This is a genomic window from Aeromonas veronii, assembly GCF_040215105.1.
In the GTDB taxonomy this organism is placed as follows: Bacteria; Pseudomonadota; Gammaproteobacteria; order Enterobacterales; family Aeromonadaceae; genus Aeromonas; species Aeromonas veronii_G.
On sequence record NZ_CP157875.1, the window covers coordinates 1,793,904 to 1,807,120 of the forward strand.

At 64.6% G+C, this 13,217-nt stretch carries 10 protein-coding genes and 1 tRNA gene; all 11 read right to left on the reverse strand.

Features of this window, described 5'->3' with window-relative positions; genetic code table 11:
• Positions 1 to 97: 97 nt before the first annotated feature.
• Positions 98 to 2,476, reverse strand: coding sequence for a carbamoyltransferase HypF (hypF, locus tag ABNP46_RS08340; RefSeq protein ID WP_349921929.1), 2,379 nt, complete (start codon positions 2,474 to 2,476; stop codon positions 98 to 100).
• Positions 2,473 to 4,389, reverse strand: coding sequence for a SelB domain-containing protein (locus tag ABNP46_RS08345; protein WP_349921930.1), 1,917 nt, complete (start codon positions 4,387 to 4,389; stop codon positions 2,473 to 2,475). The genes hypF and ABNP46_RS08345 overlap by 4 nt, the downstream gene beginning before the upstream one ends.
• A gap of 4 nt (positions 4,390 to 4,393) precedes the next feature.
• Positions 4,394 to 5,863: an L-seryl-tRNA(Sec) selenium transferase gene (selA, locus tag ABNP46_RS08350; RefSeq protein WP_349921931.1), complete on the reverse strand. Its 1,470-nt coding sequence runs from the start codon at positions 5,861 to 5,863 to the stop codon at positions 4,394 to 4,396.
• Between the two features lie 198 nt (positions 5,864 to 6,061).
• A tRNA-Sec gene (locus ABNP46_RS08355) sits at positions 6,062 to 6,153 on the reverse strand.
• Positions 6,154 to 6,354: 201 nt separating this feature from the next.
• Positions 6,355 to 6,846: a hydrogenase maturation peptidase HycI gene (gene hycI / locus ABNP46_RS08360; RefSeq protein WP_349921932.1), complete on the reverse strand. Its 492-nt coding sequence runs from the start codon at positions 6,844 to 6,846 to the stop codon at positions 6,355 to 6,357.
• Positions 6,846 to 7,259, reverse strand: a complete 414-nt coding sequence (locus tag ABNP46_RS08365) for a formate hydrogenlyase maturation HycH family protein (protein WP_349921933.1) — start codon at positions 7,257 to 7,259, stop codon at positions 6,846 to 6,848. The genes hycI and ABNP46_RS08365 overlap by 1 nt, the downstream gene beginning before the upstream one ends.
• Positions 7,252 to 8,067, reverse strand: a complete 816-nt coding sequence (locus ABNP46_RS08370) for an NADH-quinone oxidoreductase subunit B family protein (RefSeq protein WP_349921934.1) — start codon at positions 8,065 to 8,067, stop codon at positions 7,252 to 7,254. Before ABNP46_RS08370 ends, ABNP46_RS08365 begins: the two co-directional genes overlap by 8 nt.
• On the reverse strand, positions 8,064 to 8,597 hold the full coding sequence (locus ABNP46_RS08375) for a formate hydrogenlyase complex iron-sulfur subunit (protein WP_349921935.1): 534 nt from the start codon (positions 8,595 to 8,597) through the stop codon (positions 8,064 to 8,066). Before ABNP46_RS08375 ends, ABNP46_RS08370 begins: the two co-directional genes overlap by 4 nt.
• A 9-nt stretch (positions 8,598 to 8,606) precedes the next feature.
• Entirely contained in the window at positions 8,607 to 10,325 is a 1,719-nt protein-coding gene (locus ABNP46_RS08380; RefSeq protein ID WP_349921936.1) for a hydrogenase large subunit, read from the reverse strand.
• Positions 10,326 to 10,372: 47 nt separating this feature from the next.
• Positions 10,373 to 11,326, reverse strand: a complete 954-nt coding sequence (locus ABNP46_RS08385) for a respiratory chain complex I subunit 1 family protein (RefSeq protein ID WP_349921937.1) — start codon at positions 11,324 to 11,326, stop codon at positions 10,373 to 10,375.
• A 2-nt stretch (positions 11,327 to 11,328) separates the two neighbouring features.
• A complete protein-coding gene (hyfB, locus tag ABNP46_RS08390) occupies positions 11,329 to 13,209 on the reverse strand; it encodes a hydrogenase 4 subunit B (protein ID WP_434476183.1) in 1,881 nt (626 codons plus the stop codon).
• Between the last annotated feature and the right edge of the window lie 8 nt (positions 13,210 to 13,217).

Consider the following 13,217-nt stretch of genomic DNA (forward strand, 5'->3'; position numbering starts at 1 on the left):
TCAGGACTCCGACACGGCAGCACCCTTCTGTGCTGCAAGATGAGAGGGGGCAAGCCAAGGCTGGCGTTTGTCGCCGGGGGCAGGAAAGGGCATGGATTCAAGACTCCGGCACGGCGGGCAGGGCGCTGGGCCCTTGCGCAAGGTGATGGATGGCAAACCAGAGCTGGCCGGCGGCGATGCCGCCGTCGTTGAGGGGCAGGGTCTGGCTGGTCAGTGCCTTGCGTCCGGCCGCGTCGAGGCGGGGGATGAGCCAGTCCATCAGCACGCGATTCTGGAAGACGCCGCCCCCCAGCGCCACCGGATAGCCGGGGAAGCGTGCGGCCAGGGCGGTGACAAGCTCAGCGATGGCGTGGATAAAGCCGGCGGCGAGGCGAGCGGGATCTACCTGGCCGCGCTGCCCGAGCAACCCGGCAATGAGCGGCGTCCAGTCGATCAGCAAGGGGCCGCCGGCCTGTTCGGTGATTGCAAAATGCAGGGGCCAGGGCTCGGCATCCGGCGCGAGGCGCAGGGCCGCCGCCTCCAGCAAGAGCCCGGCTTCCCCTTCGTAATCCGGGGTGTCGATGAGCCCCAAGAGGGCGGCCACGGCATCGAACAGCCGGCCCATGGAGCTGGTATGGGGGGCATTGCGGCCCAGGCGCCAGAGCTGGTGCAGATTGCCTATCTGTTTTGCGGGCAGTTGATTGATCGCCGGAATGTCGAGGGCGACTATCTCATCGGGCGATAGGGATTCGAACAGCAGGCCGAGCAGCTGGCGCACCGGCTCGCGGATGGCGGCCTCGCCGCCGATCAGCCGAAATGGCTTGAGGTGGGCGAGGCGCTCAAACCCTCGCACGTCGGCGAGCAGCAGCTCGCCCCCCCAGAGGGTGCCATCGTCACCCAGGCCGGTGCCGTCGAAGGCAAAGCCCAGCACAGGGCCTGTCATATCGTGCTCCGCCATCACCCCTAGCAAATGGGCGTGGTGGTGTTGCACCTCGAGGTGAGTCGCCCCCTCTGCCGCGCAATAGTCTTTGGCCCACCGATGGCTGAGATAACCGGGGTGGCGGTCCGATACCAGGGTACTGGGCTTGAGATCGTAGAGGCCACGGAAAGTCTCCAGGGTCTGCTCGAAGTGCTGCTGCATCGGCAGGCTGTGCAGATCCCCGATATAGGGGCTGTAGATCCGCTGGCGACCGAAGGCGAGCGCCAGCTGATTCTTCTGCTGGGCCCCCACCGCCAGCACGGATTGCTGTACCGCCTCCTTCAGGCTGGGGGTGCTGGGGGCGTAACCGCGGGCCAGCCGCAGGGTCTGCTGCCGTCCCCCCGCCCACTGCACCAGGCTGTCGTCGCAGGGGTGCAGGATGGGGCGATCGTGATCCAGGATGCCGTCTATCTGGGGGCCTAGCTCGGCAACCACCGCCTCGCCCGCGATGAGAATGGGGCTGCCGCGACCGTTGGCGCTGGTGGCCACCAGCGGGATGGCGCAGGCCTCCAGCAGCAACTGGTGCAGGGGGGTGTAGGGCAGCATGACGCCGAGATAGGGGATGCCGGGGGCGATGCCCTCGGCCAGTGGCACCGCCCTGGCTGGCTGCTCACCCGCTGGTTTCTTGCAAAGCAAGGTGATGGGACGGGGCTGGGAGCTGAGCAGTGCCCACTCTTCTGCGCCGCCATCCACGTGCAACCTGGCCTCGTCGAGGGTACCCATCATCACCGCCAGCGGCTTGCGCTCGCGGCGTTTGAGTCGGCGCAGCCGTGCCACAGCCTGCTCGTTTCGGGCATCGCACATCAGGTGATAGCCTCCCATCCCCTTGACCGCGACAAGCTGACCGGCCTGCAGGGCCCGGGCGGCCGCTTGCAGGGCATCCTCTCGCTCGGCCAGAACATCCCCGCTGCCTGCACGCCAGGTGAGGTGCGGGCCACAGGCGGGGCAGCTCACCGGCTGGGCGTGATAGCGCCTGTCCAGCGGATCCTCATAGGCGCGAGCGCAGTGCGGGCACATGGCGAAATTCGCCATGGCGGTGTGGGGCCTGTCGTAGGGGAGGCGTCGGATGATGGTGTAGCGCGGGCCACAGTGGGTGCAATTGGTGAAGGGGTAACGATGGTGGCGATCCGCCGGGTTGGCGATGTCCCGGGCGCAGGCCTCGCACATTCCCTGATCCGGCGAGATGGCGACGGTGGCGGCGCTTTGCTGCTCGCTGGCCCGGATATGAAAGGCACCATCGAAGTCGGGGGCGTCATCCAGCGGGAGAGGCTGTTCGCTGAAACGGTCGATGCGGCTGAGGGTGGGCGCCTGGGTCTTGAGTGCGTGGGCAAAGGCGGCCAGCGCTTGGGGGGCACCCTCGGCCCCGATGGTGACGCCGTTGGCGTCGTTGAGCACATAGCCGGTGAGGCCGTGGCGCAGGGCCAAACCATAGACGAAGGGGCGAAACCCCACCCCCTGCACGATGCCGTCGAGGTGAAACTCGCGGCGCAGGCGGGACGTGTCTGGCTGCTGACTCATGGCTGCGCCTCGCCAGATTGCGGCGCGTTCGCGGGCAGGCGCAGCACCCGCCGGTCGTTCTCTTCCCGCCTGAGCCAGCCATCCATCTCCATGCGAAGGCAGAACGGGATGGCGTATTTGCGTGACAGCCCGACTCTCTCTTTCAGTGATCCCATGTCGATCAGATCCCCCACCTGCTGGCCTGCCAGCACGGCCTGAACCATCTGTTGATAGAGCGCGGCATCGTAGTAGATGGGGCCTTCCAGCTGTACCAGGTACTTGAGTCTCGCCAGATTGCGCAACTGCTTCGGCAGTGCGCCCTTTTGTTGCAAACCCTGTGGCAGGCGCAGCTTGAGCACGGGGTCTATGGCCACGCCGCCGGGGCCCAGTTTACCGGGCTCATAGCCCTCCTTGCCTTGATCTCGCACCAGTTTGAGCACCAGCAGCGCCTCTTCCCCGAGATCATCTTCCGACTCGCCATCGCCCCGTTGCCACTTGTCGTGGTGCAGGCGAATACGCTGCTCTCCCTTGAGCCGTTGCAGCAGCAAGCCGATCAGGGCCGGGGCTACCTGCAACCGGTTGGCCAGCTCGGCAGCGCTCATGGGTTCGGTATCGAGGGCGTTTTCCACGGCCGTGAGGGCATCTGCAAGCCAGCCCGGGTTGACGACCCACTCCCCCAGAGGCTCGGCATCCGGGGGCAGGGCATCGAACGTGCTGGCGAGGGCATACCCGCTGAGCGCCAGTTGCAAGCGGGCGGGGCTGTGGCCCGCGAGATCCCGGGGCAGGGCTCGCAGCAGATGGTGCAGCGCCCTGCGCCTGGCCGGATGAACGTCGCCGCACCAGAGTATGCGGGCGCCGTGCAGCAATTCGCTGCTGCCGTGGCGGATGATGGCAAGGGGCTGGCCGAAGAAGCAGGGAAGGGGGCTGGCAAAGCGAAGGCGCGCCAGCTCGGGCTGGTCATCGGTCTCGGTGGTGCGAAGATAGACCAGCTGGGCACGGCCGTGCCAGCTGCCGAGGGCCACTTCCACCTCCCGGTTGCGCCGCTCTCGCACCGGCCGAGCATCCTCCTCGAGTCGCACGATGAGCTGGGTCGCGGCGGCGGGGCCATCCTCGCCACCCAGGCAGTGCCCGCTGGCGCTGGCGAGGCAGTGGCCGCGAGCCACCTCCTTGTGGGGCACTTTTTTAAGCCCCACCGCCACCCGGCAGACGGCGCCAATCTCGTCGACCTGTCGGTGATAGGCCTGCAGGGAGCGCACCTGCACCTCACGGCCAGCGGGGTAAAGGCGCAGCTTGTCCCCCACCCGCAGGCACCCCTGCTGCAGGGTGCCGGTGAGCACGGTGCCGATGCCGCTGGCGGTGAAGACCCTGTCCACATAGAGGCGGGGGGGCAGTTGCTCGCGGGCAGCCTGCACTGCTGCCACATCCGCCAGCTGGCGTACGATGGCGGCGTGCAGCGCGCCTATGTTATGGCCGCTTTTGGCGCTGACGCAGACGATGTCCGGCACCATGCCGCTCTCGTCCATCACCCGCTCCAGCAACTGTTCTTCCAGTTGGGCCAGCTCAGCCGGACTCACCAGATCGCACTTGTTGATGCATACCAGCAGGCGCGGGACCCCCATGGCCTTGAGCAGGCGCAGGTGATCGCCGGTCATGGGCATCCAGCCCTCGTCGGCGGCAATCACCAAGAGCACCAGATCCAGGCTCCAGAGCCCCGCCACCATGTTGCGCACATAACGCTCGTGGCCGGGCACGTCGATGACCCCGATGGTATTGCCCAACCCGTCGTCGAAGTGGGCGAAGCCGAGATCCTGGGTCATGCCGATGGCCTGCTCGTGGGCGCGGGCGGTGATGATGCCGGTGAGAGCCTGGATCAGCAGGGTCTTGCCATGATCCACGTGGCCGGCGAGGCCGATGACGGAGCGATAGGAGCTCATGGGATCAGCGTGCCTCGTTCGAGATGCTCAGGGGATGGCCCGCCTGGGACGATTTTGTGGTGTTTTCATTGAATTGGTCGGCATTTATCAGTGTTTTCAACTGCGAAATCAGCACCTCCATATCCTCTTCCAGCAAGGAGGCCATGTTGAGCAGCACTTGCTGCTGGCGCACGGTGGCGATCACCGGCACCGGCAATGCCCGCAGGGCGTCGAGCAGCTGCTGGGCGGGACGAGGGTCGAGGCAGACCAGCGCCGGGGCGGGGTAGAACTCGTCCGGCAAGGTGCCGCCTCCCACCACCAGTTGGGCCTGTACTTGCACGAAGCAACCGGGCAGGGCGCGCATCAGCCGCTCGGCCCGCTCCTGCATGGCGGCAGGATCCGAGAGGGTGCGCTGGGCAATCCCTTCGCCAGTCGGAGACTTGTTGAGTTTGTGGATGAGCAAGCGTTCGAGCAGGGAGTAGACGATGCGGCTCGGGCGGAAGGTGCGCATCATGGGGTGTTTTTCCAGCCGCTTGATGAGATCGGCTCGGCCGCCGATGATGCCGCACTGGGGGCCCCCCAGCAGCTTGTCGCCGGAGTAGCAGACCAGATCCGCCCCCGCCTTGAGGTACTGGCGCACCGAGGTCTCGTCCGGTGCGAAGGTCTCGGTGGTGAGGCCAGAGCCCTGATCCACCGCCAGCACGATGTGATCCGGCAGGGCGCGGGCCACCTCGCCGATGTCGGGGGATTCGGTGAAGCCGCGAATGGCGAAGTTCGATCTGTGCACCATCAGCACCAGGGCCGTCTGATCCGTGATGGCATCGAGGTAATCTTTCGCCGTGGTGATATTGGTGGTACCCACTTCGACCAGGGTGGCGCCGGAGAGGGCGAGTATGTCCGGGATGCGAAAGCCACCGCCGATCTGGATCTGCTCGCCCCGCGACACGATCACCTCGCGCCCCTTGGCCATCTCTTGCAGCAGCAGGAAGAGGGAGGCGGCGTTGTTGTTCACCACCAGGGAATCTTCGGCCTGGGTCAGGCTGGCGAGCAGGGGGGCGATCAGCCCCTTGCGCCCACCGCGCTTGCCGGTGGCAAGATCCAGCTCCAGGTTGTTGTAACCCGTGTTGAGTTCACGCACCTCGTCCCACAGCTGGGCATTGAGCGGCGAGCGCCCCAGATTGGTGTGCACCAGGGTGCCGGTGGCGTTGATGATCCGGGTCTGGCGCTGGCGCACCAGGCGCTGGCAGCGGGCGACGATCTGCGCCTCCAGGCTGGCGGGGTTCATGCCAGTCGTGCGAAAGCCCTCGCGCTGGCGCAGGTCGTTCAAGGTATCGCGCACCGCCTGGGTCACCAGGGGACGACTCAAGGATGCGATATAGGGGGCGAGAAAGGCTTGTTGCAGCAACTGCTCCACCTGGGGCAGGCGACAGTTAGCCTGCGGCTGGGAGGGCGTGCATTGATGGTCGGTGGCTGGCGCCTGAGGCTGGTTCGGCATGGAGTTACCCGGATTGTGCTGACGAAGGCACACCGGTTGACCGATAACTTGACCGAAGGAGTCGGTTATTTCCGCGATGACGCTTCTTACCCAAAATCAATAAACATCCAGTCTGGATAATTGAATCAGGTTAAGAGGAGTATTCGTCGGATTATATTGGCAAGCGGTGTGTCGTCTATTCATCCAATATATAAAAAGTGGCGGAAGAGGCAGGAATCGAACCTGCCAAAGCCTTCTCGGCTCACGTCGGTTTTGAAGACCGGGAGGGCCACCAGACCCCATCAACTTCCACTGAGGCCGCCATTTTGTGGCACTTTTTTGTGACTGGCAACGCTTTTTTGGTCATGAAATCCCGTTATTCGGCCATTTTTCCATGTATCTCCACAAGCGTTGTTTTATATCAAACATGGCGCAGTTAGCCCGAAGTTTTTATTGTCGCAACAGGCTGGGGTGAAATGAAGTGAGAATTATTTTTGATAGTGCGCCGGGCTTTATTTCTCGCTATTTTGAATATTCCATTGGGCAAAGCGTTTTATTAATCGCGCCGTATCCTGGGCCGCGTCCAGATGCTGGTGAAGATAATCCATGGCGCCGCTCACCATCTCGGTCATGGGGAAGGAGAACGCGACGATGGCTGGCTGCACCCCGACGAAGATCACCTCGGGGACGAAGGTCTTCAGCTCATCGATGAGGAAATTGAGCGGCATGTTGTGGGTCGAAAAGATGAACATGTCGGCAATGGTGTCGGGGGGGATCACCTTGAGGGTGCCCGCCTTCTCGCCTATATCGGCGGCGTCCACCAGCACGATGCGATCCGGTTGCAGCGCCCGCACCCGATGCACCATGTTCTCCGGCGCGATGCCGCCGTCGATGATCTCCCAACCGGGCAGGGGGCTTGCCTGCAACTTTTCCGCCAGATAAGGGCCGGCACCGTCGTCCCCCATCATGGCATTGCCCACGGTCAACACGAGATTGCAGCCCATCAGCGGCTCCTTACCATCAGGTACATATGGGGATCGTTATAGAGGGCGGTGAGCTGGTCCATGAAGGTGTCGGTCCAGCCCAGCTCCTGCTCGTCGAGCAGTCCTTCGGTCTTGCGCAGCCGGTCGAAGGCGCAGGCCAGCATGTGGCAGTGATCGCGATAGACGGTGATCTCGCCAAAGGTGAGAAATCCCTCCATCTTGCGCCTTGCCTCGCTGCCCGCCGGCAGTTTCCCTACCCAGTCCCGATAGCCCGCCAGAGGGCAGATCAGATCGGCGCGCAGGCAGTCGACGACCCCGAGGTGGTGGCCGATGGCGAGGCTGTAGTACATCACCTCTTTCGCCTCCTCGGGCACGTCGAACTGCTCGTCCACGAACTTGCGGGAGAGGCGATAGAAGAAGACCTGATCAGCCATGGGCGGCCTCTCTCTTGCCCGTACCCCGGTTGAGGCAGGCACTCGCCAGGTTGTTGACGATCTCGGAGAGGCGAGGGTCGTCGTGCTGCTGCAGATAGCCCTGGATGCGCAGATCCACGTCTTGCTGGGTCGCGCCTTCGAGCAGCGCCATGAACTCATCGGCGATGATCTGCCCCTGACGGTAGCCCGCCATGCGGCGCGCCTCCCGCTCTATCATCACCCGGATCTCGCTCGGGATGCCGGTGTGGCGCAGCTCCACCCGTTTCCCCGGTTTGACCTCGTGGCTGGTGGCTTTCAGTTTCTGCTCGAGCAGACCCAGCGCCACCGCGAAGCCGTAGATGGTCGCCGCCGGGGTGGGGGGGCAGCCGGGGATATAGACATCCACCGGCACTATCTTGTCGGTACCGCCCCAGACGCAGTAGAGATCGTGGAAGATGCCGCCGTCGCAGCCGCAGGCGCCATAGGCGATGCAGATCTTGGGATCCGGGGCGGCTTCATAGGCGCGCAGGGCGGGTACCCGCATGGCCCGGGTCACGGCGCCGGTGAACAGCAAAATATCGGCGTGGCGCGGGGAGGCGACCACCTTGATGCCGAAACGCTCGGCATCGAACACAGGGGTGATGGTGGCGAAGATCTCGATTTCGCAGGCGTTGCAGCCGCCGCAATCCACCCGGTAGACATAGGCCGAGCGGCGAATGTCGTTGAGCAGTGTTTTCTTGAGACGCGCGAGCTCGGGATCCTGCGCGAGCGGTACGGCCCGGCTATGGGCATCGCCGACGACCGGTTCTATGCCTTTGATTTGGCTCATTTCATCCACTCCTGTTGGGCATCCGGCCGGATCGGTTGATGCAGCATGCTCTGTTTGCGTTTGCACTCGGGGCAGTGGTGCAACCGCTGTGGGTCGGCCAGCGGCTTGGCCGCTTGCGCGAGGGTATCTTCCACCAGGGCGACGAGTCTGGCGGGGGCGAAGAAGGTGCCGCACAGCTCGCAGGAGGCCAGGGGGAAGCGGGCCTCCTCATAGAGATCGGCCTTGTTGGTCACCGCCAGCTCGAAATTCGGGGAGAGGGTGATGGCGTGGGTCGGGCACACCTCCTCGCAGCGGCCGCAGAAGATGCAGCGCGCCATGGAGAGCTCCCAGCGTCGCTCGCCACTCTCCATGTCGACTTCCATGATGAGGGCGTTGGCGGGGCAGGCCTTGGTGCAGGCGGCGCAGGCGATGCACTGATCTGCTTGGTATTCGGGTTTGCCGCGAAAGTCCCGGTTCACCTCGAAGGGGGCGAAGGGGTATTTCGCCACCGGGGTGCCCGCCTTGAGGATGGTCTTGAACAGCTTGATCATGGTGACCCCTTATTTGAGCGGAGAGTGCTTGCGGTCGATGCCGTAGCGTTCGATCTCCTTGTAGGAGACCACGGTGGACTTGCCCTTCTTCGGGTCGACCAGGGTGACCCGGTCGGTGCAGGAGTAGCAGGGATCCAGGCTGCCGATGATGAGGGGCGCATCCGCCACCGTGTTGCCCCGCAGCATGTAGCGCAAGGCCGGCCAGTTGGCGTAGGTGGCGGCCCGGCAGCGCCAGCGGAACAGCTTCTGGTTGTCGCCGGTCATGCTCCAGTGCATGTTCTCCCCCCGGGGGGCCTCGGTGAAGCCCAGGGCAAACTTGCCCGGCTGGTAGGTGAAGCCTTCGGTGAGCAGCGGGCCTTCCGGCAGGTGGTTGAGACCGAATTCAATCATGTCGAGGGAGTCGTAGAGCTCGTGGATGCGCACCAGCACCCGGGATTGCACGTCGCAACCGGCGAGGCTCTGGATCTCCATGGGGAGTTCCCGGTAGGCGGCGAAGTCGTGGACCCGGCGCACGTCGCGCTTGAAACCGCTCGCCCGCACCATGGGGCCGACGCAGCTGAAGTCTCGCGCGACCTGGGGATCCAGCTTGCCCACCCCCACCAGACGGGAGGAGATGTTGGTGGTGTCGAGCAGCATGGCCACCAGGGGTTTGAGCTCATCACGGAGCTCGCGCACCAGCTGGGCACCCTTGATGCGATCTTCCTTGAAGATGTCCCGGCGCACCCCGCCGATGAGGTTGAGGCCATAGGTCTTGCGGGCGCCGGTGAGCAGTTCGGCCAGGGTCATGGATTTTTCCCGCACCCGGAAGAACTGCATGAAGCCGGTATCGAAACCGGTGAAGTGGCTGGAGAGCCCGATGTTGAGGATGTGGCTGTGCAGGCGCTCGACCTCCAGCAGCACGGCGCGGATCATCTTGGCCCGCTCCGGCACCGGGATGCCCATGGCGTTCTCCACCGAGGTGGTGTAGGCGACGCTGTGGGTGAAGCCGCAGATGCCGCACACCCGATCCGTCAGAAACGCCACCTCGTTGTAGCCCATGCGGGTCTCGGCCAGCTTCTCCATGCCGCGGTGGACATAGAACAGCCGATAGTCGGCGTCGATGATGTCCTCACCATCGACGAACAGCCGAAAGTGGCCCGGCTCGTCCGAGGTGATGTGCAGCGGCCCCACCGGCACGATGCGGTTGGCCTCGTTGCCGAGCTCGTTGACGAAGGGGTAGGTCTCGGTCTCCGTGGTGGGCATGGGGCGCTGGCGATAATCCATGGCGTCCTTGCGCAGGGGGTGAATGTCGTCGGGCCAGTCATCCGGCAGCACCAGCCGACGCTCGTCCGGCAGGCCGACGGCACGCAGGCCGTACATGTCGCGGATCTCCCGCTCCCCCCAGACCGCCGCCGGTATAGTGGGGGTGATGGAGGGGTACTCCTGCTCGATGGCGCTGACCAGTACCTTGACGGTGATCCAGCTCTTGGTCTCGGCCTCCATGGAGAAGACGTGATAGACCGCGAAGTGGCCGTTCAGGCTGCGTTCGTCATTGGCAAAGGAGACCGACAGCCAGCCGCCGAGCTTGTGGAACAAGATGCTGGTGAGGGCCACCAGATCCGTGGGTTTGACGGTGAGGGTGGCCTGATCGGCGGTCTGCCACTGCTCGTCGGTGATGGCGTGGGGCAGTTGCTGTCGCAACTGCTGGATATAGTCGCGGCCGATGCGATCTGAGATGGCGATGGTCATGCTGTTGTCTCGTTAAAAGCGGAAAAAGGGAGGAAGGCGGCCATGATTCAGACTCCGACCAGGTAGGCGAGCAGGGCCAGGAGAGCTATCCCTAAGCCATAGCGGGTCAGCCTGTGGGTGCGCACGAACTGGGTGCGGGCCATGGCGTTTTCGATGATGCCGGCGAGGGTGAAGACGATGACCAGCTTGCACAGCAGGATGAGCGCGGCCATCGCCAGGGCGGGCAGGCTGTCGCCGGTCGCCTTGCCAAAGGGGAGGAAGATCGCGAGGAAGAGCTGCACCACCACCAGTTGCTTGAGGCCGATGCCGAGCTTGAACAGGGCGAGCCCGGCTCCCGAGTACTCGGTCAGCGGCCCCTCTTGCAGCTCCTGTTCTGCCTCGGCGCAGTCAAAGGGCAGCTTGCCCATCTCCACGAAGACCGCGAAGGCGCAGGCGGCCCCCGCCAGCAGGGTCGCCACGGGCGCGGCCAGGGGCTGGGTCGCCACATAGGTGCTGATGTTGCCCAGATCCGAGCTGCCCACCATCATCACCATGACGAAGCAGGAGAGCACCAGTATGGGTTCGACCAGGATGCCGAGGGTCAGCTCGCGGCGGGCGCCCATCCCGGCAAACATGCTGCCGCTGTCGAGCCCGGAGAGGGAGAAGAAGAAGCGGAAGATGGCGAACAGATAGATATCGGTGATGAGATCCCCGGCGATGGGGAAGGGGGACTCCCGGGTCAGGGTCGGCAGTGCCATGGCCACCAGCAGCAGCGCCGCGATGAGCAGGGAGGGGGTCAGGTTGAAGATGATGCCCGCGGGCTCCGGGGTCACCTCCTGGCGACGCAGGAGCTTGGCGATATCCCGGTAATCCTGCAGCAGGCCCGGTCCCTGGCGAGAGTGCATCCTGGCCCGCAGCACACGGTTGAAACCGGTGGCGAGGGGGGCCAGGGCCAACATGGCGAGGGCCTGGGTGAGGGCGAGGGCCACCATGTCCCAGCTCGGCATTTCAAGAACAGCCATGATCAGACTCCTACAGCCATCAGGATAAAGAGCACCAGCACCAGGGCGTGCAGCACCAGGCTCGTGCGGGACGGGGCCTCGCTCACCCCGGTCAGGGCGCTGGCGAGATCCAGGCTCGGCTGCTTGCGATAGAGCGGTGCACAGAGGCGGCGTAGGGTGTGGGTGACGCCCCCCGAGGTGAGGCTCATGCGCTCCTCGTAGGCGTAACCACAGGCCCAGGGAGTACCGGCGTGACGGCGACCCGGTTTGGGTCCCTTGAACAGGGCCAGTATCAGCAGCGGGATGAGGAAGAGGCCGAACAGGGTGATGGCAATGACCGGCGGGGAGAGGATCGCCTGGCTGCTATCGAGCGGGATCAGGGTCGCGCCGGTTGCCACCGTGCTGGTCACTGAACTTGCCAGGTGAGCGGCGACGAGGGCCTGGCCGTAGCCGTTGACCAGGGGGGCAATCCAGGGGGCACCGAGGCCCAGCACCAGACAGACCGCGGCCAGCAGCAGGGTACCCGCTACCATGGCACCCGGCACTTCCCGAGCCTGGCTCGCTTTTTCGCTGCGCGGTGCGCCGCTAAAGCAGATGCCGTACACCTTGACGAAGCACATCACCGCCATGGCGCCGGTCACCGCCAGCATCACCACGGCGAGGGGGGCGACGATGGAGGTGCCGAGCCTGGTCATGGTGATCAGGGACTGATAGATGAACCACTCGCTCACGAAGCCATTCAGCGGCGGCAGCGCCGAGATGGCCATGGCGCCGATGAGAAACGCCAGCGCCGTCCAGGGCATCAGCTTGGCCAGCCCCCCCATCTTGTCCATGTCGCGGGTGTGCAGGCGGAACATCACCGAACCCGTACCCATGAACAGCAGGCTCTTGAAGATGGCGTGATTGAGCAGGTGATAGAGCGCCCCGAGCAGCCCCAGCACCACCAGGGTCGGTTGCTGGCCCGCAAGACCAATCATGCCGATGCCCATCCCCATCAGGATGATGCCGATGTTCTCCACCGTGTGGTAGGCGAGCAATCGCTTGAGATCGTGTTCGGCGAGCGCAAACAGCACCCCGAGCACCGCCGAGCAGGCGCCGAAGATCAGCACCATGTAGCCCCACCAGAGCTGGCTGGCACCGAGAAAATCGATGCCGACCCGCAAAATACCGAACAGACCGAGCTTCACCATGACCCCGGACATCAGCGCCGAGATGTGGGAGGGGGCAACCGGTTCGGCCACCGGCAGCCAGCCGTGCAGGGGCACGAAACCGGCGCGCAGGCCAAAGCCGCAGAAGCTGAGCAGGAACACCAAAGAGGCGAGGGGCCCGGCCAGGTGATGCTCGCGCAGGACGCTGAACTCCAGGCTGCCGCTACGCTGGCAGAGCAGCCAGAAGGCGGCGAGCACCAGCACCATGCCGATGTGGTTCATCACGAGGTAGAGCCGGCTCTGCCTGGCGGCGGCCGGGTTGGTCTTGACCAGCCAGTAGCTGGTGAGCGTCACCAGCTCATAGCAGAGCAAAAAGCCGAGCGCGTTGTCGGCCAGCAGCATGCCGGTCATGGCGAGCAGGAAGAGGTTCATCAGCACGCCGATGGTGACATCCCCCTTGTCCTCGTACTCCTTGATATAGGCAAAGGAGTAGAGGGAGACCGCGGTGCCCACCAGGGTGACCGCCAGCAGCATCAGGGCGGCCAGCGTGTCCAGATAAAAAGAGCCGAGGTGTACCGAGCCCAGCAGCCAGAGCTGGCCGTCTATCGTCCCGCCGGCGGCGAGGGCTTGCACGGCAACCACCACACCGGCGAGCGACCCCAGCAGGGCGAAACCGCTATTGAGGCGATTGGCGAGCCCCCCCTGTTTTTGCAGCAGGAAGCCCGCCGCGGCGCCCAGCGCAAAGAGCATCAACATGCCCGTGA